Consider the following 26710-nt stretch of genomic DNA (forward strand, 5'->3'; position numbering starts at 1 on the left):
GGGTAAACCAGCCCCTCCTCATCAAACCGTACGTGAGGTTTTCCCTCATACGGCTTTCCGATGTTCGTCATTCATGTGCATACAGATTACAAAAGCGTTTTGAGTCCACATTGACTCGCCATGTTCCTCACTTCTTGGACTGCACTTTGCCACCGAGAACGTTGTCTTTTCTTTGCATACCACTTTGCCAAACGCAGCACAATGTACCAATCTAACTTCGCCATTTTTCGTTGGCTGTAGGACGTGTGGTAGTAATTGCGCCACCCCTGAATCTTCGGATTCAGCCAACCTATGTGCTCCGCGAGTGACTTGTGTCTTTGGCTGGACGGAGCTAAGCGCTCTTTTACCACTTCCCGGATGCGTTCCTCCGCTTTACTGCACAGCCACTGCTGCGTGGTGTAGTACACTCTTCCGGAGGATGTCTCAGCTTTCGTCTTGCGATGATGCATGCCTAGAAAATCAAACCCTTCTTCTCCTGTCCATAATCCTACGATCCGCGTTTTCGTCGGATGCAAGGTCAGTTCCAGACGCTCCATAATCGCACGTATGAGTGCATACGCCCGATCTGCATCTTTCTTCGTTTTGCATACGACAACGAAGTCATCCGCGTAACGCGTAAGTTCCCCATTTTCACTGCCATGTCGTTCCCACAGAATATCAAAATAATTCAAATAGATATTCGCTAGCAGGGGGGATATCACACCACCTTGTGGTGTACCCAGATCGGATCGCCTGATCTTTCCTTCCTCCATCACTCCCGCGTTCAGCCACTTCCTTACCAGCTTCAGGACGCGCCTGTCGCTGATTCGCATCTCTACCAGTTTCATCAGTTTCTCTTGGTTGATGTTGTCGAAGTAACCTTGGATGTCGACGTCGACCACCCAATTTCCTTTTCGGTTGCAGGCTTTTCGGATTCGGTCCAGTGCCCCTTTCGCACTTCGTTTTGGACGGAACCCAAATGAGGATTCCTGAAAGTCCGCTTCAAAGATCGGTTCCATGACCAGTTTCGCTGCCATCTGGATGACGCGGTCTCGGACGGTTGGGATGCCCAGCGGTCTTTGCTTCCCGTCTTTCTTCGGAATGTAGTGCCGGCGGACGGGCTGTGGATGGTATTTGTTTTCCTTCAAGTGTCGTTGGCATTCGTACAGGAAAAACGCTTCTCCCTTTTCCTCAATATCCGAAAATGTTTCTCCATCGACGCCAGCCGATCCTTTGTTAGCTCGTACTCTCCGCCAGGCTTCCTCTAATACATCCATTCGATAGACCTTGTCGTACAACGCGTGGAATCTGCGCTTTTGTTTTCCTTGGCCGTATGACCTAGTTTCTTCTGGAGTTGTTGAACGTTTTCCTTTGGTGTCGTTAGCCGTTTGGTATTCACTAATTCGTACCTCCTAAAAAAACATGCACAAAGCAGGGCTCCTTCCCTCCTGCAGGTTGTGTTGTCCTGCAGTTCCTCAGTATTATGAGCCCCTCGGACTCCCTTCCTGCAAGTAGATCATTTCGTCTTTTGGACTTATAGACCACTTTGCTACGGTTTAGCCGGGGTTCGGCTTCCCCTTGTCCCTCTTGCGAGGCCTCTTTGACGACGCGGCAGGATTCACTTGATGTTACGGCCTGGTATGTTGCTCGCTCTGTCTCCGACAGATACTTTTGTCGATACGCTTCTACGCACAGTTTTCATCATACGTAGGTATCCTAGCTACACAGGGGCTTGGCCCCTCCCGTGACCGGACTTTCACCGGCTAGAAGATGCGTGCTTGGCTGGGCACGCGCTTAATAGAAGAAAAGCAGCATATCATGATGATCTGACCTGCTGCTCTTTAATGATGATTTAAATTTATTCTGTTGATAGAGAGGACACTGTGTACGGTGTATGGATTTTCCCCTTACTGTGATCTGCTTTCATTCCATTTAAAACAATTCCTATTTAGAAGGGAATTACTTATGCAGCCGATCACTTATTTCAGTAAGATTCTCAGCAAACCCCACGAATACTCTATCATCTATAACTATAGTTGGAACTATCTGCTTCCCCGTTAGTTTCCGAACCTCTTCTGCATACGTGGCATCCTCTTCGCAATTATATTCAGTAAAGGATACCTGATGTTCATTGAAAAATCGTTTAGCATAATTGCAATCACTACAAGTTGGAATCGTATAAATCTTAACAGAATTTCTACTCATCTCATCTCTCTCCTTCTTCTTTGTGTTGATTATCCAGCTACACGCTTTAGCTCATCAAGCGAGACCCGATTGACAAACTTACTGAACTTTTCTTTTCCTTTGGCATTAGCAATGTAATAATGAATAATGGCCTTAATAACCGGAACCAGCTGCTCTGCCACTAGTCCAGTTAGTAACTTAGTTGCAATGGAAGCTTTTAGTCCCTTCGGTTCACCACCGACATAAATATCGAATGCACTCTTCATCTTGACTACACTAATATCTTTTAACAATGGCTCACTTGTTCCGAGTCCGCAACCTGCATAACCAATTTTTATTGGTGTTGGTGTTTCAATTCCAGCTATCGCTTCATTTAACCTTAGTGCTGTATCTAAACCGGCATCTTCTGCTCCTTTGCAAAAATTACAAGCAATTAGACTTTTCACCACAAATCCAGACGGATAAACTTCTAATCCAGCTTCCCTTAGCTCTTTTGTAATTCTGTCTCTCTGATTGACCGGTACTTCCATGTAAAGCTGCTTGAATGGTGTCATTTCTAATTTTGTTTGACTATCTGCCAAAGTACCGATCTTTACTAACTGCTCAGGAGTGAAGAGGCTTCCGCCAACTTGTATTGGCGGATTGACAGCAATTTTAATGTTTTCTCCCATAACTAATCCCCCATGTAGATCATTAATGCTAGAGTTTCACACGTTGTAATCGCAAAGCATTTAGAACAACGGAAACTGAACTCAGTGCCATAGCTGCACCCGCGACCCAAGGCGCCAACAAACCGATAGCTGCGATCGGAATCCCAAGGGTATTGTAACCAAGAGCCCAGAAAAGATTTTGTTTGATGTTGCTCATTGTCTTACGACTCATATATATAGCGTCCGGAATGCTAGATAGATCCCCTCGCATTAACGTAACGTCCGCAGCTTCCATAGCAACATCTGTGCCAGTGCCGATTGCCATTCCGATATCAGCTGTAGCGAGTGCCGGAGCATCGTTAATTCCATCCCCCACCATAGCAACCTTTTTACCTTCTGTTTGAAGTTTTTTTACTTCCTCTGCTTTACCTTCTGGAAGTACTTCCGCACGAACATGGTCGATGCCGACTTCAGCGGCGATCGCTTTCGCAGTTCGTTCATTATCCCCAGTGATCATAATGACCTGAATTCCCATATCCTTCAATCGGCTAACCGCAGCTTTTGATGTCTCTTTGATAGTATCCGCTACTGCCACCATTCCGGCATACTGACCATCAATTGCAACTAGCATTGCAGTTTTTCCAGACTCCTCCAAGGTCGCCATGTTTTCAAAGGCTTCTTTCGCGCTCACGCTGTATTTATCCATCAGCCTACGTGTTCCGATCAGGACATTCTTTCCTTCTACGGAAGCCTTGATGCCAAAACCGGGAATAGCCTCAAACGCTTCGGTTGCTGGAATCTCAATATTTCGATCTTGAATACCTGCAACAATTGCTTCTGCAAGCGGGTGCTCTGAATTTTTTTCAGCGGCACCAACAAGTCTTAGAAACTCCACTTTATCTATATTTGTTATTACATCTGTAAGTTCTGGCTTCCCTTTAGTGACAGTCCCCGTTTTATCCAGAATGATGGTGTCAATTTTATGAGTTTGTTCTAGGTGTTCGCCACCTTTGAATAGAATACCGAATTCAGCTGCCCGTCCGGATCCTGCCATAATGGATGTCGGGGTCGCAAGACCAAGTGCGCAAGGACATGCAATAACAAGAATCGCAATTGCCTTTTCTAAAGATCCGGCAAAATCACTTGGAGTTATAAAGAAGTACCAAATTAAGAAGGCCAACACTGCGATACCAACAACGATTGGGACGAAAATGCCCGAGATCTTGTCGGCAATTCGTTGAATAGGAGCTTTCGAACCTTGAGCTTCCTCTACGACTTTCACGATCTGAGCTAATGCAGTTTCTTTGCCAACTTTCGTTGCTCGAACCCGAAGCATACCCTTTTTGTTAATCGTCGCTCCAATTACCGCATCGCCGGGTTTCTTTTCGACAGGTATGCTTTCTCCCGTCAACATGGATTCATCTATTGAAGATTCACCTTCAATGACTTCACCATCTACAGGCACTTTGTTTCCAGGACGTACAAGGATGATATCACCAACCAAAACCTCGTCTACTGGCATTGTTAATTCCTGGCCATCACGAATAACTAGAGCTGTCTTTGCCTGAAGTCCCATCAAGGATTTAATAGCTTCTGAAGTGCGTCCTTTAGCTTGGGCTTCAAACAATTTACCCATGACAACCAATGTAATGAGAACCGCACTTGTCTCAAAATACAAAGAAGGACCATGATGCATATCGCTGCCGCTTAAGTACCAATCCATTGTTAAATATAAACTGTAAAAATAAGCTGCAGAAGTACCTAGCGAGATTAGTACATCCATATTCGCACTGCCGTTACGAAGAGCTTTATAGGCGCCAACGTAAAAATGCCAACCTATATAAAATTGCACTGGTGTTGCAAGTATTAATTGAAACCATGGATTCATAAAGATCTCCGGCATGTAAATCCAGGATGTGAAGGAGAAATGGGCAACCATACTCCACAACAACGGCAATGATAGGATTGCTGAGATGAGTAACCGCTGTTTCTGACGCTTAGTTTCTTTTTCCCGGTGATCTTCAGCAGATTCGTTTTCATTCATTAAGATGGCTTTGTAGCCTAGCTGGTTGACTTTGTTTTGCATATCAGAAACTGATATTTCATCAGGAGAATACTCAACCCGTGCCGACTCTAAAGCAAAATTGACGGTTGCATTCGTTACGCCGGGCAACTTTCCTAGACCTTTCTCTATCCGGTTGGCACAGGCAGCACAGGTCATACCCTCAAGCTGAAATTGAGCGACTTCGCTTACCGTTTCGTAACCCAACTTACGGATGGTTTGCTCAAAATTCTCAATACTTATTTTAGTAGGATCATAATTAACACTTGCTTTTTCCAAAGCAAAGTTGACGTTTGCTGAAGTCACACCATCAAGTTTGCTCAATCCTTTTTCAATGCGATTTGCGCAGGCGGCACAAGTCATGCCGCTCACCCGCAAAGTTGTTTGTTTTATTGGAGTTGAACTTGTTTCCAATGTACTCACTCTCCGTCCATTAAAATTCACATAACATCATATCCTTGTTCTTCAATGGTTTCTTTAATTTGATCTAATGTTGTATTATCTTCGTTATAGGTTATCTCCACAGTATTGCTGTTCAAATCCACCTTTCCAGATACCCCTATACTTTTCAGTGCACCTTCGATGGAGTTCACACAATGCTGACAGCTCATTCCCTCAACTTGCAAAGTCATATTTTTCATTTAAAATTCTCCCTTCAATATCATTTTTTATAGTGTTTCCCTATAGATAAAATTAAATGAGTTTATATACCCCCCCACCGTATATAAAACCCCTTTTTAAAGGGCCTTGTTGAATGGGCCCTATATTACATAAATCACTTCTGTTTCAATTTACTATACCCCCAGGGGGTATGTCAAGACAAAAAGTTCAAATTTTCCAAAACTAGGTATCTGTTGATTTTAAGGCTTGAAGTTGTATCATTAGATCCTATAACATAAAAGATACTTCGTTATTTAAACATCTATTTCAATACAAAACACGAGGAGTAAATAGAATTATGATTACAGTATTAATAATAGACGATGAACAGAGAATGCTTGATCTATTGTCGCTTTATCTTACCCCCCTAGGGTATAAATGTATCAAAGTAAACTCAGCTGTAGATGCATTGATTTATTTGGAATCAAATCAAGTAGACATAATTTTATTAGATATAATGATGCCAGATATGAATGGTTGGGAAGCATGCGAAAAAATCAGAAAAACTTCGAACATTCCAATCATTATGCTTACCGCTCGCAGTGAAAAATCTGATATTGTAAAGGGTTTAAAGATCGGTGCTGACGATTATGTAATGAAGCCATTTGATGATACTGAATTGGTCGCAAGGATAGAAGCCGTACTTCGAAGGGGAAAGACTGAAGAAGAAATAAATGAGTTATCCTTTAAAGGCTTATCCTTAATAAAAGATTCGTTTGAAGCCCTTTATAAGAATATAAAGATTGAATTAACCCCCAAAGAGTTCTATATGGTCGATCTCTTCCTCAATAATCAAAACAGAGTTTTCTCAAGAGAACATCTAATCAGTAAGATTTGGGGATATGATGTTTTTATTGATGATCGTACCATTGATTCTCACGTTCGAAATATAAGAAAAAAACTTAGAGATGTAGATTTTCCTGCTGATGATTATTTACACACTGTATGGGGGGTAGGGTATAAATGGACAAGTGATAAAAATCAATCTTAGAATATAAAAGGCAGAAGAAGGCTTGTACGATGCTCTCTTCTGCTTTTTTAAGACAAATCACTTAGCAGCTGGTGCTAACTCATTTTCTGTTACCCATTTATGATTCTTAACTTCTTCGCCACCTGTAGTAGGGGTAAAATCAATCATATACACTGTTGTTCTTTCAGCAGAGTCAATTTTAACAGTCGCCCCCTTCATACCTTCCATATGAGAAGCTTCTGTTTGTACTTCATCCCCAGGCGCTAATGGTTCTTCACCTGCATCAACTAGTTCTTCATGAATTACCCATTTATGATTTTCTACGGGTTCTCCACCTGTAGTCGGGGTATAAGAAATCGCATAGGCTGTAGTATCATAAGCACCAACAATAGTTGCTTCAGCGCCTTTCATTCCCTCCATATGCCCTTCTTTAATAATAGCTTTAGTACCGACAGGATACTTAGGATTCTCTGCTTCCTTTAGATTCTCTGGTACTTCTCCTGAAGTCGAATGATTCATCTCAGAGTGATCCATCCCTGTATTTTCTTCTGTACCTTGATTCATGTCCGCATTTTCATTTTGATTTTCATCATTAGCGCCACCACACGCAGAAAGCATAAGCGCTGTGATTAGTGTAATAATACCGATCATCAATTTTTTGTTTTTGAACATAATTAATTCCTCCTTTATTTACACTCACTATAACCACTAAATTTGCAGAAAATATGGAGCAGTCAGACATATAAACCTTACAGACGACACATTTTAATCGTACAAATTCCAAAGTCATTTTAAATATTTCCTGGAAGGTGAACTTAATATACATAAAAAGTTATTTTGAAATAAGAATTTGCTTCTCAAAAATTAAGAAAAGAGCACTAGCAAAGTGCTCTTCTCTAATATTCCTTTTCTAAATACACTTCAAATCTTGTTCCTTTCCCTGCCTCACTAGATACACGAATAGATCCATTGTGTAACTCAACCAACATTTTCGTTATGGCAAGTCCTAGACCGGTTCCTCCATGTTCTCTCGACCTTGATTTCTCGACCCGGTAAAATCTTTCAAATAAGAAGGGGAGTTCTTCTTTTGAAATCCCTGATCCCGTATCTGTAACTGAAATACATACCATAGTATTATTAACTTGCTGTGCTGATATTTCTATAGAGCCCTCCTTCGTATACCGAATGGAGTTATCCAATAAGTTCAAAAAGATTTGTTCAAGTCGACCAGGATCACCATTAACTATCAACGCTAGGTCAATATGATTTTTAATTGTTATCCCTTTGTTCTCCGCTCTCATAGACACTTTACTGACAACTTGTTCTATAATTTTATTGATACATACCGCATCTTTATATATTGTCAATTTACCTTCTTCCATCTTGGATAAATCGAATAAATCAATAATCAAGCGATTAAGCCGTTTAGCTTCCTGTGATATGATGTCTAAGTATTTTTTCATATCTTCTTCAGTCTCATAAAGTCCCTTTGATATTACGTTTGCATAACCTTCAAGGTACATAATTGGCGTTTTAAGTTCGTGTGAGATATTAGCAAAAAACTCAGTACGTGTATCTTGATATCGTTGCAAGTCTTTTGCAAGATCATTTATTGCAGCTGCTAATGAACCAATTTCATCCCTAGTACTCACTTCTACTCTACTATCAAGATGACCAGCAGCTATTTTTCTAGTAGCTTTCTCCATCTGAACCAAAGGTCCAGACATCTTTCTTGATAAAAAAAATGAAACACCCACCGCTATGATAAAACCGATCAATCCAGTTAAACATAAGAGCTGTCTTACCTCCAGTATAGAGGAATTAACGATATCAAGTGAAGAAATCACAAGAACTCCACCCCCAATATCCAACAATGGTTTACCAGAGATTAGGTAGGATTCTCCATTCTCAGTACTATAGTTTATCATTAATGATTCTCCGTTAAGTAATCTATTGATTTCAGTTGCGGTAATGAAATTTACATGATGATTAGAGGCCTTACTTGATTTTCCTAATAATTCTCCTTGCCTATCTAAAACAAAGATCTCCACCTTCGAAAATTCTGCCATAGTGGATATCAAATCCGTAGGTATGCTCTTACTAGAATGTACCATTTCGACAAAATGGGATGACATTTCGGCCACATCTTGTTCTGATTTTTGATAATACATATTCGAAAAGATTTTATCAACGACAAATCCCAAGGAAAGCAGAACCGTTAACAGCAGAGATACGATAATAATTCCTAATTTAAAAGCTATTCGATTCATTCTCATATGTGACCACCGTTCTGTTAGTTATGTCTAAATCTATGACACTTATAATTCTCTGATATATGGAGTAGTGAGTGTCTCAGAAATACTATTGTGACCTCGTAACCAACGATCACCTTATAACCCAACATTATTCCTCCATTAGGAGGTTTATATTATTATACGCCTGAAATTTGAATATTTTGTGCATAAACACGACTAATCTATTTAAAGTTCTTAGTTCCGGCTATGGTAGAGAAATAGCTTTTCAAAGTGATTTTTATGCTTCAAGCTGATCATTAATCATCTTAGCTTTTGAAAAGATATCGAGAATTTTTTTTATTTTGACTCATTATCTCCATATATTCTGCACATTTTTGGTTTATTGAAATACAAGGCCTTGAGGAATCTGGTATGTATCGAGGACTAATTGTAAATAGTAATTACGTATGTAAAGAATTAATCACTGAAAGGAGAATGGAAATGTCACATGAACAGTATAAACAATGTATAGAGGAATGCTTACGATGTATGGTGACTTGTAATCACTGCTATGATGCTTGTTTAAAAGAAGAAGACACTAAAATGATGGCAGAATGTATCCGTTTAGATCGGCTTTGTGCTGACATCTGCTCTTTTGCTGCAACAGCAATGAGCAGTAATTCACCATTTATCAAAGAAATTTGCTCATTGTGTGCTGAGATTTGCCAAGCATGTGGTGATGAGTGCAAAAAACATAATCATGACCATTGTCAAAAATGTGCGGAAGCTTGTTTTAAATGTGCAGATGTATGTCGTAACATGGCTGCATAACATTAAAACTACTTTTATAACCGCTCCCAGTAACTGGGGCGGTTATTTTTGATTACAGCTGAAACAGTTTCTGATTATTAAAAAAGACATATCTATTACAAATTTGTTATGGTTATATGTCACAAAATTTGATGAACTTTTTTTAGTCTGTCAATTTTTATTTAAAATCTCGATATGTTAGATAAAAATCCTTATCAAATCATAAGAAGCAACAAATTTTAAAGGTTATAATTGACAAGTCTCGATTTATACACTACAGTGATTAGTGTTACAATATTTTAATTATTTTGCCGAATTTTAATCTATTAAAAACGGGGGAACCACACTGGGTGAATTGTTCAAAATAGTGTTATATATAGGTAACCTTCTACCGAACCCTTAAGCTAACTCCGTAGGCATCGAAGGGAGAATATTATACTTGAAAAAAATTATTATGTCTCTATTAGGGGCTGTTATTATTATTTCTTCTGGAACCACAAGTGCATTTGCTAATGACCAATCAAAATTACAATCAGAAGTTAGCCAAGTGGTAGGAACACCTTATAAATGGGGTGGAACGTCCGTAGCAAGTGGCTTTGATTGCTCCGGCTTCATATTGTACATATTTGATAAATTCAATCAAAAACTTCCTAGAACTTCGGCTGCTCAAGCCAAAACAGGTACTGCGGTAGCAAAAAGCAACTTAAGAACGGGAGATTTGGTTTTCTTCAATACGAGTGGAAAAGGAATATCTCATGCAGGGATCTACATAGGGGATGGACAATTTGCTCATTCCTCGAGCAGTAAAGGAGTAAGAGTAAGTAAACTTTCGGAAACATACTACAAGGAACGGTACGTTACAGCTAGAAGAACAATTAGTGATAAGAATTTTTCTAAGATGGTTGATGACTCTCATTAAAGAGGGAAGGACAAGCTACTTCACAGCACTTTGTTAATGATTCTAAACATCTTCTACTTTGAAGTAGAAGATGTTTTTTTATTTATCTTTCACTGTGGTTTATGTAAGGATTAAAAAAATATATACTCCTAGGTAACAAGTCCGCCTTATCTGTTGGAAGTTTGACTTAAACTTAAACTATTTTTAATTTAATTTTGTTAAACTAATCTGCCCGTTCGTATTATGAGGTCACCAGATCTTTCTGGTCGACCTCTTTTTTGTTTGGTCGTAAGATAGCGGTAGCCGGGGATCGAGCGTATCTGCCCGTGGGACTTGGATCCCGAGAGCTATTCTGTTCATCCCCCCTACTTGTTCAACCATGGTTAGGCTGGTTGGGACGTTGATCCCGTATCACATGCGATAGTGTGGAAAACAAGAAGGTTAGGGGTTACCGGTGAATATACTTTGGGAGTGATGTCATGAATCCAGTCATTGGTTTGGATGTGTCCAAGGGAGAGAGCCATGCACAAGCTTTTTTAGACCGCGGAGAAGCTCATGGGAAGATCTTTAGATTTAATCATGATCTAGAGGGATTATCGGCTTTTCTTAATTATGTTAGAGCGGTAGAATCAGTTGCAGGCATAAGCCCTTGTATTGTGATGGAGGCAACAGGTCATTATCATAGCCCTGTTGTTCAGTTTCTGGATGAGCACCAGTATCTATACATCGTCATTAATCCGTTAATCTCATATGAAGCTAAAAAGACTAATTTGAGACGCGTCAAGACGGATGCTGCTGATGCCTATCAACTTGGGGCCCTGTTCTATAAAGAAGAATTCGAACCCATCAAAAAACGGGGGCAGCATCTCATGAATTTACGCTATCTCACGCGTCAGCATGAATCTTTAACGGGTATGTATGTTCAAGTGAAGCTGCAGTTCCAGGCTATTCTAGATCAGGTTTTTCCTGAATACCATGGTGTGTTCGGTGACCTCTATTCGAAAGTTTCTCTTCGATTCCTAGCTTTACACCCGACCTCTAAAGAAATCCTGGAAATGTCGGAGCAGGAAATTTCAACAGAGATACACCACCTGATCGCACGAGGCAAATCCACCTCATGGAGTTTGGAACGTGCTCAAATTCTAATGGCTGCAGCTAAGCGAAACCCCTTTAAGGAGACGGCATTTCCAAGTCATCTGATCTCCATGCAACTGCTCATTAAATTGCTTCTTCAATACCAGGACCATCTAGCAGACCTTGATAAATCGATAGAGATCCTGGTTGAAGAGTTACCTGAATATGATTTAATCCAATCGATACCTGGTATCGGTACTAAAATTGCTGCAACAATTTTGGCTGAGATTGGGGAAATCGATCGATTCGATCACGCAAAGAAGCTGGTGGCTTTTGCTGGTGTTGATCCCAGTGTATTTGCTTCAGGTAAGTTTGTGGCAACCCAAAACAGAATCACGAAACACGGCTCCAGAAGGCTTCGTACAGCCCTGTATCAAGCTGTGCAATGTGGTATTCGTAGTAATAGAAACAAGAAATTAAGAACTTACTACGACAAAAGCGTGCTGAAGGAAAGCTTTTCAAAGTAGCGGTAATTGCTTGTGTAAACAAACTCATCCACTGGATTTTTGCTATCTTGACTTCGAAAGAAGCATTTCGGCTAGAATAAGTTGAATGAAATTCAAAGATATGAAATATATTCCTGTGCCGAAGGGGACGGTTATTTATCATGCCCTTTTTAAAGTATACCACCTCATGAAGTCGCAATTAATAATTAAATATTGACAAGCTATTAGCTGGAATAGCTTAATGAAAATGGAGCAGTTGCCGACTGGCAATCTGCTCCATGCTATTTGTCTATATAAATAAAATAACTGCTTGGCTGCAAATTTACATTGTTTTATATAATCGGCGAAGTGCATCTCTCATTTCAGGCTTAATATTGATATCGGGTCTCTTAGATTTTGCAGTTAGTTCAGCAGAATCTACATCCTTCTCGTGTCCTAATTCAAGCAGAAGTCCTGTTGAAACCGTTCCTGTACGATTACGCCCTCCTGAACAGTGAAAGTATACCTTCTTCCCTTCATCCACTGCTTTCTTAACAGCATGAATAGCCCTTTTAATCGATTCGTCTTGATGATCTTGATCTTCAACGATAGGGAAATGGTGACGAGTGGTACTCTCACGTAACTCTAAGTTGCCACTTGAACCGTCCCGCAAGTCAAACACATCCGTTATCCCTTGCTCCTTTACCGCCTGTTCAATATCATCAGCACCACCTATATAGACTTTATCTTTAATAAGTTCATGATAACTCATTGCTGGTTTCCTCCAAATTCTCTAAGATAACTTCTATCCCTAAAGAAGCCGAGAATTTAATCTCGGCTTACTTTGTACGCTTACTGGCCCGTTTTCGCGAACGTTTCGATACGCTGTCCAATCTCATCACGTACCCGTTGGAATACTGACCATTTTTCTTCGTCTGTTCCTTGGGCTTTCGCTGGATCATCAAATCCCCAGTGTTCACGGCGAACATTTGGTGGAGTAATTGGACATTTATCAGCTGCATCACCGCAAAGAGTGATGACAAGATCAGCGGAATTCAGAATAGTTGGGTCGATCATATCGGATGTTTGATTGGAAATATCAATTCCCACTTCGTTCATTGCTTTTACCGCATTTGGATTTAATCCATGGGCTTCAATTCCTGCACTATACACATTCCATTCGTTCCCAAGGTGTTTTTTAGCCCAGCCTTCAGCCATTTGACTGCGGCAAGAGTTTCCAGTACACAAGAAATAGATCGTTTTTTCACTCATATTGTTATCTCTCCTTTAATAAGTCCAAACTATATTTTTTATAAAATGAGGAGCCATAGGTACAAACCTAAGAGTGTAATAAACAGGGTTGGAATCGTAATAATTATCCCTGTCTTAAAGTAGGTTCCCCATGATATTTTGATGCCTTTCGTTGAAAGTACATGCAGCCATAGAAGCGTTGCTAATGAACCGATTGGAGTAATTTTAGGTCCTAAATCAGATCCGATGACGTTTGCGTAAACCAAAGCTTCTTTTATGACTCCTGTAGCATGAGTCGCATCAATAGCAAGCGCATTAATCATTACTGTCGGCATGTTATTCATAATGGATGAAAGAATAGCTGCAATGAATCCCATTCCCATCGTTGCTACAAATAATCCCTGCTCTGCCACAGATGCAATTGCATCAGCCAAGAGATCTGTCATGCCTGCATTTCGTAGTCCATATACAACAACGTACATCCCGATTGAAAAGAATACGATATTCCAAGGTGCTCCTTTAACTACTTCTTTCGTTTGTACAGCAGGACTTCTTCTTGCCAGCATTAAGAAGGCTAAAGCGATGATTCCAGCAACGATAGAAACTGGAATACCCACGAACTCACTTACAAAGTAACCAACAACGAGTATGGCGAGTACGTACCAAGATATCCGAAACATGGCTCTGTCCTTTATCGCTTCACTTGGAGCTTTAAGATCGGAGTCGTCAAATCGCTTAGGAATACTTCTTCTGAAGAAAATATAAAGAACAAGAATACTTGCCACCAAAGCAAAAATATTTGGAATGATCATCCGACTGGCATACTCGTTGAAGCTGATGCCAAAGAAATCGGCAGACACGATATTGACCAGGTTACTTACAACCAGCGGAAGCGATGTTGTATCTGCAATAAAACCACTGGCAATGATAAACGGAAACACTTTTTTCTCATCAAAATTCAGGGCTCGTACCATAGCAAGCACAATCGGTGTCAGAATGAGTGCGGCTCCGTCATTTGCAAAGAAAGCCGCTACGATTGCACCGAGTATACTAATGTACACAAACATTCGAATCCCATTTCCTTTGGCTGCTCGAGCCATATGCAGCGCAGCCCATTCAAAGAATCCAATTCGATCCAAGATTAATGAAATTAAGATAATGGCCACAAACGCTAATGTTGCATTCCATACGATCTGGGTAACATCCCAAACATCTTGAAAACTGACAACTCCAACTAACAGAGCTAGGACAGCACCGCCACATGCAGACCAACCAATGTTTAAATTTTTTGGTTGCCATATGACGAGCACTAGTGTAACTAAAAAAATGATACAAGCTAATATTGTCGACACCACTATAAAACCTCCAACTTGACTATCTTCTAAGGTTTAACAAGACATACACAGCATGCTTTGACCTTATTTGTAAGAATTTCACCGTGCCAGAATATAAGCTCTAGGATTTGTCATACACCGCCTCCTCTATTCCGAGATCATTATATAAGCATATGCTTATATATACAACCCACTTTTTTTATTTTCCTCCGATACAAGAAGATTGTAATCCCTGTTTATTAAGCTCCGTCAGAATTTGCTGAGCATGAGGTAAATTTTGCAGAACAGCCTGAATATACGGTTTGTCCTCCACATGCAACGAATAGTAAATCCACTGACTTCTTCTCGTTTCTTTTACAAGATCCAGGGATTTCAGCTTCCGGATATGCTGACTTATCGCCGGCTGAGACATTTCAAAGATATCCACAAATTCGCATACGCACCATTCGCGTTCTTGTAAAAGCAACATCATCGTAAGTCTTGTCTTATCTCCTAGAAGCTTCAAACGATCCGCAGCGAGAGATAAATCAGATGTGGTTACAATTCCACTCATGATCCTACTCCCCTTTCTTACTCTCGATTATTTCTGTTGTATTCATCATACATAACATCTATCTATTTATCAAATTATTTTGATGTATTGATACAACACTGACTCTATGTTAATATTTAATTAATCAAAAATATTTGATTATTATAAGGGAGAATATTCTCATGACGATAGACGCGACATTCTTGGCCAGTTATGAGGCCAAATTTAAAGCATTAGCGGATCAGAAGCGACTTCTCATTATCAATAAACTTTGTCAGCATGAAGAAGTTTGCGTTTGTGATCTTGTAGAAAAGATGGAAATACCTCAGTCCAAGCTCTCCTATCACCTTAAGATACTTCTAGATGCCGGATTCATACTCAAAGAAACAAGAGGTACTTGGAGCTATTACAGGCTAAATCAAAGTGAAATCAATAAAGTACTGTCTCCGGAATTGTGCTGTATATTTACAAAACCGAATCGTACAACCGATCAAACCACATGCTAATCTAATTTGTAACGCCAAGGAGGATTCTTATGTATAAATCAGTTATTATTGGTACCGGTCCTGCAGGATACACAGCAGCCATTTATCTTGCACGTGCTAATTTGAACCCTCTCATTATTGAAGGACTTCAGCCTGGTGGACAGTTAACCACAACGACCGAAATTGAGAACTTCCCGGGTTTTCCTGAAGGGATCATGGGTCCAGAATTAATGGATAACATGCGTAAACAAGCCGAACGTTTTGGAGCTGAGTTTAAATCCGGATTTGTAAGCGAAGTAGACTTCAGTCAACGACCTTTTAAACTCAAAATTGATGGCCAGCCTGAGATCGAAGCAGAATCCGTTATTATCTCCACTGGAGCATCAGCTAGATATCTCGGTATACCTAATGAGCAAGAATACGTCGGGCGTGGCGTGAGTACCTGTGCTACATGTGATGGATTCTTCTTCCGCGGTAAGAAAATCATTGTCGTAGGCGGTGGAGACTCTGCTATGGAGGAAGCTAACTTCTTAACTCGATTTGCTTCTGAAGTCGTATTAGTCCATCGTCGGGATGATTTAAGGGCCTCTAAAATTATGCAAGACCGGGCAAGATCAAACCCGAAAATAACGTTTGCCTTAAATCGAACACCAGTAGAAGTACTTCCCAAAGAAATGGGGATTCAAGGATTAAAAGTCCTTAATAATGAAACGGGACAAGAAGAAGTGATTGAGGCGGACGGATTATTTGTCGCTATTGGACACACGCCCAATACCTCTTTCCTAGGTGGACAAATCAATACGGACGCTCATGGATACATTGTTGTAAATCCAGGAACGACAGAAACCAATATCCCAGGTGTTTTTGCTTGTGGAGACGTACAGGACTCTAAGTACCGTCAAGCGATCACCGCTGCAGGATCAGGTTGTATGGCTGCTATGGATTCTGAAAAATTCCTGGAGGGTTCGGCCATACAGGACTGGAGCGGCATTCTAGATCAATAATCTCTCTTCAAAAGCTCATCAAACATTACTGATGAGCTTTTGTTTTATATTAAAGAAAATAGTCTACAGTGGAGGCAGCAAAATGGAGATACGTATTCGACCTGCAATCGAAAGTGATGCTCGAGGTATTATGGAGATCTATAATTACTCAATCGTAGTTGAGAGAAATGCAACCTTTGATACAATACCTAAAACGTTAGAAGATCGAACCCAGTGGATACGATCCCAAGGGGATCGGTATCCCATTGTAGTTGCAGAATTGAATGACCAGATTATTGGCTGGGCCTCTGTGTCCAGTTACCGGACAAGGGAGTGTTATCAAGGGGTTGGAGAATTTTCTGTATATGTACATAAAGACTTTAGAAAGCAAAATTTAGGCTACAAGCTGCTTGATCAACTTATTAAGGTGTGCAAGGATGCAGGTTATTGGAAGCTGCTCTCTCGTATCTTCACCTTTAATCAAGGAAGCCGTAAACTATGTGAACGGTGTGGATTTAGAGAAGTTGGGATATATGAAAAACATGCGAAATTAGGGGATGATTGGCTCGATGTAGTCATAGTAGAGAAAATCATTTCCGAAAATCTAATCTAGTGGAGATTAAAAAGGCCCGTCATCGGCGGGCCCTTTTAATTATTTATTTGTAGCTTAGCTACAACAAGAAGACACTTTCGCAGCAGGTGTTGGAGAACAGCAGCTCTCCTCAACTTGATTGGATACATTATTTATACTGCATACACCCGTCTCTGGTAATTCCAACTCCACTTTTTCGGCTCCTTCGTAATCCCCTGCCAGATATGCAGCAATGGATCTCACCTGCTCATAGCCTGTCGCCATAAGAAAGGTTGGAGCTCGGCCGTAGCTCTTCATGCCCACAATATAGAAGTTCTTTTCCAAATGCCGAAGTTCTTTTTCCCCGTGTGGACGAACCGTTCCACAGCTGTGTACATTAGGATCAATAAGTGGAGCTAGAGTCTCTACACTTTCCGTACTTTGATCGATACTCAGTCGCAGCTCGCCTAAGAACGAGAAATCCGGACGACTTCCTGTGTTTACAACAATTTCATCTATGCCCTCAACTTGTTTTACTTCACCAAGACTCGTGCCGGTAATGTTGATTTTACCATCCACTTGTTTCAACTGATGAATATGGAATGGTGTAAAGACCTTTATTCTACCTTGATCTACAAGTCGATGAATTCGACTTCCGAGTGCTCCTCTAGCCTTCAGTTGGTCATTGTCTTCCCCACCATACGCATTTCCTACTTTACTCTTTCGCATGATCCAAAAGATTTTTGTATTTGGATCTTTAGACAGTTCCAGCATTGAGTTAATTGCCGAATGCCCTCCTCCAATTACCGCCACTTTCTTACCATTGAATCGTTCACCATCTCTGCTATTAATATCAGGGATGCCATAATAAATATGCTCTTTAAGATCTCCTTCTTCCTTCGTCCAAATCCCACTGCTATGGACAGGATTCGCTTTCCCCCAAGTGCCTGTCGCATCAACCACTGCTTTTGCTTCATACAGGGTTGTCAATTGGTTTTCCTCCACCAGAACAATAAATGGCTGGCTTTCACGCCCTAAGGTCTTCATTTTGTCCATATCTTTTCTGCTGACTGCTGTTACTTTTGCATTCAGCTTTATGTTGGATTCTATCTCAGGCAAACGGGATAGTGGGTAAAGATACTGCTCCAAAAGCTCTTTACCAGTTGGTAAAACATCATCATCTGGACGTTCCCAACCCGCTTTCTCGAGTAATCTAGCCGCTGCTTTATCGATGTTGTATTGCCAAGGGGAAAATACTTGTACATGCCCCCATTCCTTAATATGACTTCCCACCTCAGCTCCAGACTCAAAGATGATAATATTTTCTCCTCTTTCAATGAGGTGTGCTGCTGCGGCAAGTCCGATTGGTCCGGCACCAATGATGGCTACAGGTAGATTGGATGACGGGTTACCGCCCGTTTTAACGACATCTTTGTTGGTTTCAGAAGCACAACAATTATTTTGAACTTGTGTAAATTGGATTTCTTTCATTTAACATACCTCTCTTCATGTTTTTATTTGCATTTTGCAAGTATATGTTGATTACGTAGGGTGATCTTGAAGATCACCCCATTGGTGTACAGCATTTATCTGATTTAAGCATACTTTCATTTAACAACTTAATGGATCGGAGAACCGTTTCTCGCTCAAATTCATTCATAAAAGAGAAAACCTCATTTAAGTAGCTGTTCATATTCTCATCGATCGTCGTAGCCACGAATTTTCCTTCAGTCGTCAGATGCAGAATATATACTCTACGATCCTCTGGAAGTGTTGTTTTCTTAACTAAGTTCTTTTTAATCAATGTTTGTACCTGACGGCTAAATGTGGTTATATCCATGCCAAGCGTATCCGCGATCTGCTGCATAGATGGCTCATGCTGTCGATCAATTTCATAAAGTATATGGCTTTGGATCATGGATATATCATTAGTCCCTACACTACAACAATTCTTATTCAAAAGGCCGAATCGGCGTGCAGTTACTTGTAGTAGTTCTCTCGGACTTTCTTCCATCTAAGCTCACCTCTTGATTCAGTTATACTATATATATTTGCATTTTGCAAGTATATGATTTGAATCATCCATGTATATATCCGATCACCAAGTCAATATTCAATATTAAAGGGGCAGAGCGTTAAAATCTTAAAAACAAATTTAGACTTCTGATTTTAAACTAACCATCCTAATTTAAAATTTTTTTGGCTTGATCGATTACATATCGAGCATCGGGTCCAACACCACGAAGTGTAGCAGATGAAAAAGACCGCTGTCCAGGTATTCCCACATAATAAAGTCCTTCTACAGCAGTACTTACCCCTTTCTTTTGTAACGGTTCTTCATTCACATTTAAAGCATCTAACCTCTTTAAATATTCATAATTTGATCGATAACCCGTTGCAAATATGACCTGATCTATCTTCTCTTTCTCACCGTTTTCCCAAACCACTCCTTCTTCATAAAAGGCACTGAACATCGGTCTTTGTTGTGGTTTTCCTTCCTTTAATCGCTGTCGATAATGATCTAGATCCATTACGGATGAATTAAGGGCTAACTTTTTACCGATGGGCCAAACGGAATCGATACCAAACCATTTAAACCAATCATGAATATCTCGACCTAAAATACGCTGCGGCACCAGAGATACAGGTTCTCTTACTGCGAGTGTAGCATGTGCTACTTCCGCTAATTCCATGCTAATTTGTACTGCTGAATTCCCTCTCCCCACAACAATTACCCTTTGATCTTTGTATGCTTCAGGGGATCTATAAAATGCAGAATGAGTTATAGACCTTTTGTAAGTTTGCTCTCCGGTTATTTGAGGAACATAGGGCTTGTTAAACGATCCGGTAGCACAGATAAGAGTCCGGGATAAGTACCTTTTGCCTGAAGAAGTATGAATTTCAAAAACACCTGTATTATTCCGGAGCACCTCTATGACTCGGGTATGAAAAACCAGAGGCAACTCAAAAAATCTCGCGTATTCATTTAAATACGCTATCACTTCATCTCGAAGTGGATAACGCTCCCCCGGAGATGCCAAAGGAAGACCCGGTAATGATGAGTACTTAGCCGGTGAAAATAACTTAAGGCTGTCATAATAATAAGGCCAAGATCCTGCAGCCTGCCCCCCAGCTTCTAAAATCAAAAAAGAACGTCCACTCGTCTTTAAATAATATCCCGAGGCTAAGCCTGCCTGGCCGCCGCCAATAACAATCGTATCCCAAATTTTCATTTGTACCCTTCCCTTTCCTACATCATTATGAGACTTGATACAAGCGTTTCCGCCGATGATTATAAAATAAAAACAGACTACACAACCATAAAAGCAGAGCGGCCGCAGTGTTAATCATCGTATCTCCGAACACGGAGAGTAAGGTGAATCCCAAAAAAGGGCCTAATGCTGCTCCCACATCGACAATCATGGAGTAAAAAGATACGACATGATGCCGATTGGAGGACGTAGAAGCGTACTGAGCAGCGTCTGCATCAGTAAGGGTTGTCACAATAGAAGAAATAAGAAGTAAGGCGATCAAAGTAAGTAACCAAGCTAATGTATTGACATTCAAGCCCAAAATGGCAAACATTATTCCTCCGGCTATAAAACTTACGGTTAACCAAACCGTCCTTGATTTGGATTTATCGCTAAGCTTACCTGCCCAATAACCTAAGATCGGATCTGAAAACCATTTACATGCAAGCAGAATGCCGGTAATCGTAGCTGCTCCGATAGAGCTCAATAAAGCTATCTTTGAAAAGTCCTGCAGTTCAATCCAATAACTTAAAGTGGATTTCATATAACCTTGAAATAGGAGGGAAACACTGAATCCAGCAAAAAGAATGATGAGGAGTTTTGAATCTATTTTTAACATTGCTCGCTGGTCCAATTGTGTTAATTCTTTTTTTGTCATTTCATTACTGCCTGGCTTACGAATAAAGAACAATAACGGGATGGAGATCAAAGCAAATATACCAAATCCCATAAGTACAAATGAAACCCCGAAATTTTCTGACAACAGAGAGCCAAACACCATACCCACCACAGCCCCACAGCCTGAGAGCCCATTAAACAGTCCAGTAAGCTTACCCGGCTGGCTGCTTACGGTAACAGCTTCAACGATCGAAAGTTGACCGGCTTGTCGGATAAATGACCAAGCAATGCCCCAAATACATCTTAATACGAGCAAAAAGGCAAAACCTTGAAAGTATCCGTAGGAAAAAGTAGTAATTATTGTGAGTATAATTGCAATCATTAATCCACTTTTAATGGAATACCGGGTATAGAACCAGCCAATGAGCGGATGAATTGGAATGCGGATAAAACGATTAATAGATAGTAGAACCCCTACCTGCCATAAAGCAGTTAGTCCAAAATCCTTGCTATACACAGGTAATACTGCGTAAAGCATTGCATCACCAAATAAACAAATTGCTGTTATTATTGCGATAATTCTCAGATTATTTTCAACTTGTGGTGTATTAAGTGGTTGATTCCTCTTCCTTTCAACGAGCAACGTTCTTCACACTCCTCTGCTTCGCTTCTCAATAAATGGTTTTATGAAACATCTTCTTTATACCCTTAAAACTTGTTATTTGCAAGTAATTTTATATAAAATAAAATAAAGATCTTCTATATTTTAACTGAATTTAGGGAAATAAAAATAAATATTTAGAATATAATTTACTTGCATTTTACAAATATATAGTATATAACTTAATCAAATAAATAGATCAGGGGGATCATTCCATCTTTAGAGAATTTTATTATTACGAACACACAATGAACCAAGAGAAAAATACAACAGAATGGCTAGATGACAGTATATTCAGAACAATAGAGACCCTCCTCTCAAGTAATGTAAAAACGACCTTCTATTAAGAAGGTCGTTCTGTATTGACGATTCGGCAATTTAGAATTAAACAAACCTGCCCGTTAGCTTAATAAAAATGGAGCAGATTGCCGACCGGTAATCTGCTCCATTCTATTTGAATAGCTGCAAACTTTACATTGTTTTATACAATCGGCGAGGTGCATCTCTCATCTCCTTTATGATTTTTCTCCACCTGACATATCTTGATCGAAGGGGATTTTAATCGTTGGAGTCTCATGAGTTTTAAGCTCTTGAGAAATGGAGTGAACATTTTGGATTAATACTGCAGCATTCTCTTTAAACTCAGTGTAATTTAAAAAAATAGTCAAAAGAACAATGATCAGTCTTACTGTTGGAAAATAGAAATATTTAAGGAAAACTTTAAGATCCATTCCTTCAGGTGGTTTGAGATCGGATATCAATTCCTGTACTTGTTCTCTGGTTATATATTCAACTTTTGATTCTTCATCATTTTCATTTGGTATCGCAATTTTTTCTGGTATTTGTGTTTTTACAAATTTAAGGAGTTTAACATGAAAATCTATTGGGAATGTAAGTGAATTTGAGTATGTACTTGTAGAAATAATGCTGTTTATTACCTTTGCTGTATCATCTTGATCAAGATCGTAGGTAGTAGATATGGCTTTCGATGCTTTATGCACAGTGTCCACAAGTTGAGTTAAAGTTTCAGGCAGCGACTTTAGCGAGTCCGGCATTTGAGGTATCATTACATCGCTTAGTGATTTCAGTTTTTTAAGCTGTTCGTTTATATCTATTTCAGTTCCTTCCAACTCTTTAAGACTTTCCTGAATCAAAATATTTAAATCTCTACCCATTTTATCGCCTCCATTATTCCTTCAGTTGTTACTATTTTGATCAAGATATTTATCCTATCATTCTAATTGATTTTAAGCGAGGGATCATTACAATGTTATCCAATGCCTATTACTCTGATCCCCTTTTAGCAAAAGTATAGAGACACATTATAAAACGTCCAAACATTAGTTCTAGTCTCTATTTCCGCATGCCCTTTAACGTTATCTAAGACTGCTCTTATCTTTCTTTGCTTCTTCTCATAATCATGCTCAGGCTGAAATCCTGCGAACTCATGAGTCTGAGTGAGGAAACTGAATCATTTCGAGGGAGTTGAATAAGAATTATATCTTCATAAAGTAATCAGTAAGCTTCTCATTTTCTTTTTCACGTAATCGTTTATTTTCTTGTTCAAGTTCTTTACCAATAATCAATGAGGCTATAAGTAGAACGACTAAAACAATTACAATAATTATAAATGCTATATCAACTTTATCCAATTTAATGACCCTCCTTTCTTCTTCAGCTGCCTTATATCTTGATTTTATTGGAATTGTATCACAACTAGTTCTTTTATCGGCTAATTTCGTTTGATAGCACACCCATTCAGCCTTTTTGATGTATGTAAAACTCACTTTTTCTAATAACGGTAATGAAGTTGTTCTTTCCCTTTTTCAGTTAATGTGTAAGTTATATAAAGAACAATAGCGTGAGTTCTATAGACTCACGCTATTGGTTTTATTAACGATATTTAAAACACCAGGAAACATATAGTTTAAGCAAGGCAAGTCAAGATTAGATTTAATGAATTAACAACCAGAAAGTTCAAAGCATAAGTTTGAGGATTACTCAACATTTGATAACATCATTGTGTAAGAAGCAGGATAGATGGCGAAAATTATAGCGATACTTAAAACAAAGATCTTACCTTTAGTAGTTAGCACTTATAATAGAATCCCTTATAAACATGTTGTTAATAGAATATATAATACTTGCATAGGGTATGATCTTCAGAATAATTGAGAATTGATTTCTCACTTCGTCTTTAATATTCAAAAATTTATGAACTGAACAAATACTGGATCCCTAAGTTTACCTGCCCTTGTCCAATTTCGTATTTTTACCTGGGCATTAATTATAGGTTCTAAGTACACAAAATCTTTATTCTCTCCTGTTTTAATTTTATTATTGATTCGGTACAAATCTCGCTTATTATCAGAGTTGACACCAAAACGAATCAGTCCAGCGTACGTGACCTCACCATTTGGCTTCCTGATCCCGGCTATCCAACCAAACTCACCTTTACGATAGCCCATGATGACTACATCGATATAAGTCCAGTTAATGACCTTCAGCCAATCTGTAGAGCGGCGGCCAACATAGGTGCTGTCCAAACGTTTGCCGACCATTCCCTCCATCTGCGTAAGCTCCATCTGCTTGAACAGAGCCTCGCCAGCTCCCTGTACAAATGGAGTTTTACCCATTCTAGTGTTAGGAAATGGTATGGCCTGCAGCAGCTCCTTACGTTCTTGCAACGGAAGTTTACGTGTGTCTTGTCCGTCATAATGAAGGATATCGAATACTACATAAGTAACTGGCAGGGTCTGAGACATAAAATTAATCTTATCTTCCTTACGAGCTAGGAAACGTTTCATAACCAGCTCAAAGTCTACACGTCCCGTTTCTGGATCCGCGACAGCTACCTCACCGTCCAGAACTATGTCTTTATCGAAGGAACTCTCCAGGAGCTCAGGATACTGTTTAAAGCATTCTGTTCGATGCCTAGTGTATAAATTGGTCCTTCCAGAAAACTGAGAATAAATAAGCCGGTGACCGTCAATCTTTGGTTCAAATATATATTTATCGTTACTGAAAGGCTGATACGCTGTTTCAAGTAACATCGGATTTATGAACATATTAACACCCAGTTCAATTATACAGTTCAGTTTGATTATTAGCCTGAGGTAAGTCCTGGCATTTCACTAATGTAAAATCCGACTTAATTTTGTCTACTGTCTAAGTTGGTCGTTATTCCTCCTTTTAAAATTCAACTCCGATGCTACGCAGGTACTCAACATAACAAATCATTTGAACAATTTCACATACGCCCCTTCTTAAGCCACAAAAAAGAAAGCACCTTGAAAAATAGCAATTCAGCCATTTAACAGTTGCTTCCTGTTTTCGCTCTATTGAATTGAAAACAATTTCTAAGCGGATATTCGTCTGGAAAAATGAAGAGTTTACTGTGCATACTCCAGATTTTTTACAGCATGTTATTCTCCGTTAGCCACCCATGCCCCTTTCGGGGCACCACAGAATAATGAAAATTTTTGGGATACGTTTTATACTATTCTTACGGCTGGCGAGGGAGGTCGATAAACTATGGTGTCCTGAACCCTTCCGTTAGTCTGACCCCAGCGACCTCGGTGCACCACGGAATGTCGCTCCTTTTTAGGAAGCACGCAGGGTAGATTAACCCTTTTTGGTTGTTGCACCAGCCCCCAATTTCACTTTGCCGTAGAAAGGTGATTATCATGGATGTTCTCATTGAACGAGCATGCGGTTTGGATGTTCACAAGAAGAACATTACTGCATGCATTATTACACCTGAAGGAAAGGAGATTAAAACCTTCCGTACTCACACAGTCTTTATCTTGGAACTCATCGATTGGATTAAGGATCATCGCTGCACTCATGTGGCCATGGAGAGCACCGGTGTGTTTTGGAAACCCATCGTGAACCTGCTGGAAGCCGAAGATATCGAATTCCTAGTCGTCAACGCACAGCACATAAAAGCAGTTCCCGGACGGAAAACCGACGTGAAAGATGCAGAATGGATTTGCTATCTACTTCGACATGGTCTGCTAAAACCTAGCTATATTCCCGATCGCAACCAACGTGAAATGAGAGAGCTTGTTCGCTATCGCCGGAGTCTGATTCAAGAACGTTCTCGTGAACATAACCGTGTTCAAAAAGTTTTGGAAGGCGCCAATATTAAGCTCGCTTCTGTCGTATCAGACATTATGGGGCTCTCAAGCCGGGACATGCTTGAGGCCATGGTCCATGGTGAAACCGATCCGGAAACACTGGCTGGCTTTGCACGCAGATCCATGAAGAGAAAGAAAGAAGAACTCGAGCTCGCGCTGAAAGGCAACATGAGTTCACATCAACGGATGATGTTAAAAACCATGCTTACCCATATCGACTTCCTGAACGAACAAATCATCGAGCTGGATATGGAGGTAGCCAAACGGCTCGCCCCTTTCCAAAAAGACCTGGATCGACTGGATAGCATTCCGGGAATCGCAGCCCGAACGGCAGAACAAATCCTCGCCGAGATTGGCACGGACATTGCTTCTCGTTTCCCGAGTTCAGCCCATTTATGCTCATGGGTTGGTCTTGTTCCAGGTCACAATGAAAGTGCAGGCAAACGCAAGTCCTCCAAAACACGTAAAGGCAACAAATATCTCCGATCCGCACTCATCGAAGCTTCTCATTCCATACGGGGATCTGATAATTATCTCGGTGCCCAGTACAGGCGAATTGCAGCTCGCAAAGGAAGGCACCGCGCAGCTGTTGCTGTAGCCCATTCCATCATGACCATTGCTTACCATTTACTAACCAGGCAAGAAGATTATAAAGACTTAGGCTCCGATTATTTTGAGAAACGACACCAAGATGCGATCGTCAAACAAACCGTTCGAAAGCTAGAAAACCTTGGATTTACCGTAACCCTGGCCACATCTGAAGTATCCTAATTAACCTGCTCAAACCAAGCGACGCAGCCTTTTTAAAAATCTTGCAAGCTGCGCCTAGTTTCGTATTGTCTTTTTTAGAGTTACGCTATGAATTAATTTTCAGGGTAG

At 40.1% G+C, this 26710-nt stretch carries 24 protein-coding genes, 2 pseudogenes and 1 riboswitch; of the genes and pseudogenes, 8 read left to right on the forward strand and 18 right to left on the reverse strand.

Going from position 1 to position 26710, the window contains the following annotated elements:
- Positions 1-86: 86 nt before the first annotated feature.
- The 5 genes and pseudogenes from ltrA to PUW25_RS27260 all read right to left on the reverse strand — a co-directional run bounded on the left by ltrA (position 87) and on the right by PUW25_RS27260 (position 5516).
- Positions 87-1378, reverse strand: a pseudogene (ltrA, locus tag PUW25_RS27240) (group II intron reverse transcriptase/maturase).
- 560 nt (positions 1379-1938) lie between these two features.
- On the reverse strand, positions 1939-2184 hold the full coding sequence (locus tag PUW25_RS27245) for a glutaredoxin family protein (RefSeq protein ID WP_205054954.1): 246 nt from the start codon (positions 2182-2184) through the stop codon (positions 1939-1941).
- 29 nt (positions 2185-2213) lie between these two features.
- Entirely contained in the window at positions 2214-2834 is a 621-nt protein-coding gene (locus PUW25_RS27250; protein WP_205054955.1) for an NAD(P)/FAD-dependent oxidoreductase, read from the reverse strand.
- Positions 2835-2862: 28 nt separating this feature from the next.
- A complete protein-coding gene (locus tag PUW25_RS27255) occupies positions 2863-5289 on the reverse strand; it encodes a heavy metal translocating P-type ATPase (RefSeq protein WP_211750140.1) in 2427 nt (808 codons plus the stop codon).
- A 26-nt stretch (positions 5290-5315) separates the two neighbouring features.
- Positions 5316-5516 (reverse strand): copper ion binding protein, encoded by a 201-nt coding sequence (locus tag PUW25_RS27260; RefSeq protein ID WP_205054957.1) that lies wholly within the window; start codon positions 5514-5516, stop codon positions 5316-5318.
- A gap of 317 nt (positions 5517-5833) precedes the next feature.
- Between PUW25_RS27260 and PUW25_RS27265 the strand changes: the two genes are divergently transcribed.
- Positions 5834-6526: a response regulator transcription factor gene (locus PUW25_RS27265; RefSeq protein ID WP_205054958.1), complete on the forward strand. Its 693-nt coding sequence runs from the start codon at positions 5834-5836 to the stop codon at positions 6524-6526.
- Positions 6527-6583: 57 nt separating this feature from the next.
- On the opposite strand, the gene PUW25_RS27270 is transcribed toward PUW25_RS27265, so the two are convergent.
- Positions 6584-7177, reverse strand: coding sequence for a YdhK family protein (locus PUW25_RS27270; protein ID WP_205054959.1), 594 nt, complete (start codon positions 7175-7177; stop codon positions 6584-6586).
- 224 nt (positions 7178-7401) lie between these two features.
- On the reverse strand, positions 7402-8781 hold the full coding sequence (locus tag PUW25_RS27275; protein ID WP_205054960.1) for a sensor histidine kinase: 1380 nt from the start codon (positions 8779-8781) through the stop codon (positions 7402-7404).
- A 459-nt stretch (positions 8782-9240) separates the two neighbouring features.
- Here PUW25_RS27275 and PUW25_RS27280 point away from each other — a divergent pair, with 459 nt between their 5' ends.
- The 3 genes and pseudogenes from PUW25_RS27280 (at position 9241) to PUW25_RS27290 (ending at position 12128) form a co-directional block, all read left to right on the forward strand.
- A complete protein-coding gene (locus tag PUW25_RS27280) occupies positions 9241-9570 on the forward strand; it encodes a four-helix bundle copper-binding protein (protein WP_205054961.1) in 330 nt (109 codons plus the stop codon).
- Positions 9571-9848: 278 nt separating this feature from the next.
- Positions 9849-9983, forward strand: a riboswitch (cyclic di-AMP (ydaO/yuaA leader).
- 5 nt (positions 9984-9988) lie between these two features.
- The gene (locus tag PUW25_RS27285; protein ID WP_205054962.1) at positions 9989-10468 is read left to right on the forward strand and encodes a C40 family peptidase; all 480 of its coding nucleotides are present in this window, start codon (positions 9989-9991) and stop codon (positions 10466-10468) included.
- 458 nt (positions 10469-10926) lie between these two features.
- Positions 10927-12128, forward strand: a pseudogene (locus PUW25_RS27290) (IS110 family RNA-guided transposase).
- Between the two features lie 221 nt (positions 12129-12349).
- Here PUW25_RS27290 and PUW25_RS27295 read toward each other — a convergent pair.
- From PUW25_RS27295 to PUW25_RS27310, 4 genes are all read right to left on the reverse strand, one after another.
- Positions 12350-12778 carry a protein-tyrosine phosphatase family protein gene (locus tag PUW25_RS27295; RefSeq protein ID WP_205054963.1) on the reverse strand — a complete coding sequence of 143 codons (429 nt, stop codon included), beginning with the start codon at positions 12776-12778 and terminating at the stop codon, positions 12350-12352.
- Between the two features lie 80 nt (positions 12779-12858).
- On the reverse strand, positions 12859-13278 hold the full coding sequence (arsC, locus tag PUW25_RS27300; RefSeq protein WP_205054964.1) for an arsenate reductase (thioredoxin): 420 nt from the start codon (positions 13276-13278) through the stop codon (positions 12859-12861).
- A gap of 38 nt (positions 13279-13316) precedes the next feature.
- Positions 13317-14612, reverse strand: a complete 1296-nt coding sequence (locus tag PUW25_RS27305) for an arsenic transporter (RefSeq protein WP_205054965.1) — start codon at positions 14610-14612, stop codon at positions 13317-13319.
- Between the two features lie 178 nt (positions 14613-14790).
- Positions 14791-15144 (reverse strand): ArsR/SmtB family transcription factor, encoded by a 354-nt coding sequence (locus PUW25_RS27310; RefSeq protein ID WP_205054966.1) that lies wholly within the window; start codon positions 15142-15144, stop codon positions 14791-14793.
- Positions 15145-15305: 161 nt separating this feature from the next.
- Here PUW25_RS27310 and PUW25_RS27315 point away from each other — a divergent pair, with 161 nt between their 5' ends.
- From PUW25_RS27315 to PUW25_RS27325, 3 genes are all read left to right on the forward strand, one after another.
- The gene (locus PUW25_RS27315; protein WP_205054967.1) at positions 15306-15629 is read left to right on the forward strand and encodes an ArsR/SmtB family transcription factor; all 324 of its coding nucleotides are present in this window, start codon (positions 15306-15308) and stop codon (positions 15627-15629) included.
- 29 nt (positions 15630-15658) lie between these two features.
- Positions 15659-16612, forward strand: coding sequence for a thioredoxin-disulfide reductase (gene trxB, locus PUW25_RS27320; RefSeq protein ID WP_205054968.1), 954 nt, complete (start codon positions 15659-15661; stop codon positions 16610-16612).
- 82 nt (positions 16613-16694) lie between these two features.
- Positions 16695-17204 carry an arsinothricin resistance N-acetyltransferase ArsN1 family A gene (locus PUW25_RS27325; protein ID WP_205054969.1) on the forward strand — a complete coding sequence of 170 codons (510 nt, stop codon included), beginning with the start codon at positions 16695-16697 and terminating at the stop codon, positions 17202-17204.
- 54 nt (positions 17205-17258) lie between these two features.
- Here PUW25_RS27325 and PUW25_RS27330 read toward each other — a convergent pair whose 3' ends face one another.
- The 7 genes from PUW25_RS27330 to PUW25_RS27360 all read right to left on the reverse strand — a co-directional run bounded on the left by PUW25_RS27330 (position 17259) and on the right by PUW25_RS27360 (position 24760).
- Positions 17259-18653 carry an NAD(P)-binding domain-containing protein gene (locus PUW25_RS27330; RefSeq protein ID WP_205054970.1) on the reverse strand — a complete coding sequence of 465 codons (1395 nt, stop codon included), beginning with the start codon at positions 18651-18653 and terminating at the stop codon, positions 17259-17261.
- A 73-nt stretch (positions 18654-18726) separates the two neighbouring features.
- Complete coding sequence (locus PUW25_RS27335) at positions 18727-19176, reverse strand: MarR family winged helix-turn-helix transcriptional regulator (protein ID WP_205054971.1); 450 nt, start codon at positions 19174-19176, stop codon at positions 18727-18729.
- Positions 19177-19345: 169 nt separating this feature from the next.
- Complete coding sequence (locus PUW25_RS27340) at positions 19346-20395, reverse strand: flavin-containing monooxygenase (RefSeq protein WP_205054972.1); 1050 nt, start codon at positions 20393-20395, stop codon at positions 19346-19348.
- A gap of 25 nt (positions 20396-20420) precedes the next feature.
- The gene (locus PUW25_RS27345; protein WP_205054973.1) at positions 20421-21674 is read right to left on the reverse strand and encodes an MFS transporter; all 1254 of its coding nucleotides are present in this window, start codon (positions 21672-21674) and stop codon (positions 20421-20423) included.
- Between the two features lie 533 nt (positions 21675-22207).
- Positions 22208-22867, reverse strand: a complete 660-nt coding sequence (locus PUW25_RS27350; protein ID WP_205054974.1) for a hypothetical protein — start codon at positions 22865-22867, stop codon at positions 22208-22210.
- A 321-nt stretch (positions 22868-23188) separates the two neighbouring features.
- Positions 23189-23344, reverse strand: a complete 156-nt coding sequence (locus PUW25_RS27355) for a hypothetical protein (protein ID WP_249436145.1) — start codon at positions 23342-23344, stop codon at positions 23189-23191.
- 552 nt (positions 23345-23896) lie between these two features.
- On the reverse strand, positions 23897-24760 hold the full coding sequence (locus PUW25_RS27360; protein WP_205054975.1) for an ATP-dependent DNA ligase: 864 nt from the start codon (positions 24758-24760) through the stop codon (positions 23897-23899).
- A 618-nt stretch (positions 24761-25378) separates the two neighbouring features.
- Between PUW25_RS27360 and PUW25_RS27365 the strand changes: the two genes are divergently transcribed.
- Positions 25379-26602, forward strand: coding sequence for an IS110 family RNA-guided transposase (locus PUW25_RS27365; RefSeq protein WP_211750218.1), 1224 nt, complete (start codon positions 25379-25381; stop codon positions 26600-26602).
- Positions 26603-26710: the final 108 nt, after the last annotated feature.

This window comes from Paenibacillus urinalis (assembly GCF_028747985.1).
Classification (GTDB): Bacteria; Bacillota; Bacilli; order Paenibacillales; family Paenibacillaceae; genus Paenibacillus; species Paenibacillus urinalis.

What these genes read in the sequence shown, in the direction of transcription:
- PUW25_RS27270 (WP_205054959.1), bottom strand. Translation starts at nt 7,177, where the DNA reads ATGTTCAAAAACAAAAAATTGATGATCGGTATTATTACACTAATCACA.
- PUW25_RS27325 (WP_205054969.1), top strand. Translation starts at nt 16,695, where the DNA reads ATGGAGATACGTATTCGACCTGCAATCGAAAGTGATGCTCGAGGTATT.
- PUW25_RS27245 (WP_205054954.1), bottom strand. Translation starts at nt 2,184, where the DNA reads ATGAGTAGAAATTCTGTTAAGATTTATACGATTCCAACTTGTAGTGAT.
- PUW25_RS27315 (WP_205054967.1), top strand. Translation starts at nt 15,306, where the DNA reads ATGACGATAGACGCGACATTCTTGGCCAGTTATGAGGCCAAATTTAAA.
- PUW25_RS27295 (WP_205054963.1), bottom strand. Translation starts at nt 12,778, where the DNA reads ATGAGTTATCATGAACTTATTAAAGATAAAGTCTATATAGGTGGTGCT.
- PUW25_RS27260 (WP_205054957.1), bottom strand. Translation starts at nt 5,516, where the DNA reads ATGAAAAATATGACTTTGCAAGTTGAGGGAATGAGCTGTCAGCATTGT.
- PUW25_RS27335 (WP_205054971.1), bottom strand. Translation starts at nt 19,176, where the DNA reads ATGGAAGAAAGTCCGAGAGAACTACTACAAGTAACTGCACGCCGATTC.
- arsC (WP_205054964.1), bottom strand. Translation starts at nt 13,278, where the DNA reads ATGAGTGAAAAAACGATCTATTTCTTGTGTACTGGAAACTCTTGCCGC.
- PUW25_RS27280 (WP_205054961.1), top strand. Translation starts at nt 9,241, where the DNA reads ATGTCACATGAACAGTATAAACAATGTATAGAGGAATGCTTACGATGT.
- PUW25_RS27350 (WP_205054974.1), bottom strand. Translation starts at nt 22,867, where the DNA reads ATGGGTAGAGATTTAAATATTTTGATTCAGGAAAGTCTTAAAGAGTTG.
- PUW25_RS27340 (WP_205054972.1), bottom strand. Translation starts at nt 20,395, where the DNA reads ATGAAAATTTGGGATACGATTGTTATTGGCGGCGGCCAGGCAGGCTTA.
- PUW25_RS27360 (WP_205054975.1), bottom strand. Translation starts at nt 24,760, where the DNA reads ATGTTCATAAATCCGATGTTACTTGAAACAGCGTATCAGCCTTTCAGT.
- PUW25_RS27265 (WP_205054958.1), top strand. Translation starts at nt 5,834, where the DNA reads ATGATTACAGTATTAATAATAGACGATGAACAGAGAATGCTTGATCTA.
- PUW25_RS27275 (WP_205054960.1), bottom strand. Translation starts at nt 8,781, where the DNA reads ATGAGAATGAATCGAATAGCTTTTAAATTAGGAATTATTATCGTATCT.
- trxB (WP_205054968.1), top strand. Translation starts at nt 15,659, where the DNA reads ATGTATAAATCAGTTATTATTGGTACCGGTCCTGCAGGATACACAGCA.
- PUW25_RS27365 (WP_211750218.1), top strand. Translation starts at nt 25,379, where the DNA reads ATGGATGTTCTCATTGAACGAGCATGCGGTTTGGATGTTCACAAGAAG.
- PUW25_RS27330 (WP_205054970.1), bottom strand. Translation starts at nt 18,653, where the DNA reads ATGAAAGAAATCCAATTTACACAAGTTCAAAATAATTGTTGTGCTTCT.
- PUW25_RS27250 (WP_205054955.1), bottom strand. Translation starts at nt 2,834, where the DNA reads ATGGGAGAAAACATTAAAATTGCTGTCAATCCGCCAATACAAGTTGGC.
- PUW25_RS27310 (WP_205054966.1), bottom strand. Translation starts at nt 15,144, where the DNA reads ATGAGTGGAATTGTAACCACATCTGATTTATCTCTCGCTGCGGATCGT.